The sequence below is a fragment of the Acidovorax sp. SUPP3334 genome (assembly GCF_030159055.1).
Classification (GTDB): domain Bacteria; phylum Pseudomonadota; class Gammaproteobacteria; order Burkholderiales; family Burkholderiaceae_C; genus Paracidovorax.
Window position 1 is genome coordinate 1 of record NZ_BQXQ01000114.1, and the last position, 924, is coordinate 924.

Sequence of the window (924 nt, forward strand, 5' to 3'; positions counted from 1 at the left end):
CCGTGCGTCTTGCCCAACTCATCGGCGCCATGCCCGTCGACGTGCCCACGCAGGCCATCGGTGCGGCATTCAAGGACCAGCGGCTGGATGTCATGTTCACTTCACCGGCGATAGGCGTGGACTCCAAGCTGTGGGAGGGCCCTGCGAAATTTTTCTACAACGTCCGGGGTTGGTATGCCAAGAACATCGTGATCGCCAACAAGGCCAGGTGGACCGCGCTTCCCGAATCCGCACGCCAAACAATCATGGTGGCTGCGGAGGAAGCGCAAAAGCGCGGCTGGATGGCCAGCGAAGCCGCATCCACCGTTTCTTTGGCGGAACTTACGCGTACGGGCATCAAGGTGGATACGCCGGAGCCCGAGTTGCGAAACTAACTGCGGCGCATCGGGGAGAAGTTTTCGGTCGAGTACCTTCGAGAGACCTGCGCCGAGGGCAACCGGATGCTGATCCCTTATTTCGCGGGCCAAGGCTCTGGGGCCACGCCCTCACCAAAGTAGGTGCGACCTTTCATGCATGTGGATGAACTTCTTCATCGCAGGGTGCCGGCGTCGTCGCCTCGTGCCCGTTGAACTTGCGCCGTGAGAGGGTGGGGGCCCAGGCTCTTCCTGGAAGAGCGGTTTCAGGACTATCTGCGACATGAATGCGGGTATGCGCGAGGCACCCTGCAGGTGGTCGATTACTCTCTCATCGAATGGCAGCGCTGGCTGCGCGCGAGGTTCAGGATCACGCGGCTGGATGTCTCGGCCGTGCATCTTCGGCACTGGCTGGACGATCAATTGCGTCGGCACGCTCAATCTACGGTGGACAAGAAGACCTGGGTGCTGCGCAGGTTCTACGCCTGGCTGGCGGGCGAGAGCATGATGGAGTGCGACCCATGGCAATACATCGCGCCACCGAGGCGCCGTCCTCACCAGCAGAGCCTGG

General features: G+C 61.7%; 2 protein-coding genes. Both read left to right on the top strand.

From position 1 onward, the window contains the following. Positions 1 to 374, top strand: a 374-nt coding sequence (locus tag AVHM3334_RS23705; protein WP_502869975.1) for a type 2 periplasmic-binding domain-containing protein, incomplete at its 5' end; no start/stop codon positions are given. A gap of 294 nt (positions 375 to 668) precedes the next feature. After that, positions 669 to 924, top strand: a 256-nt coding sequence (locus tag AVHM3334_RS23710) for a site-specific integrase (protein WP_284415879.1), incomplete at its 3' end; no start/stop codon positions are given.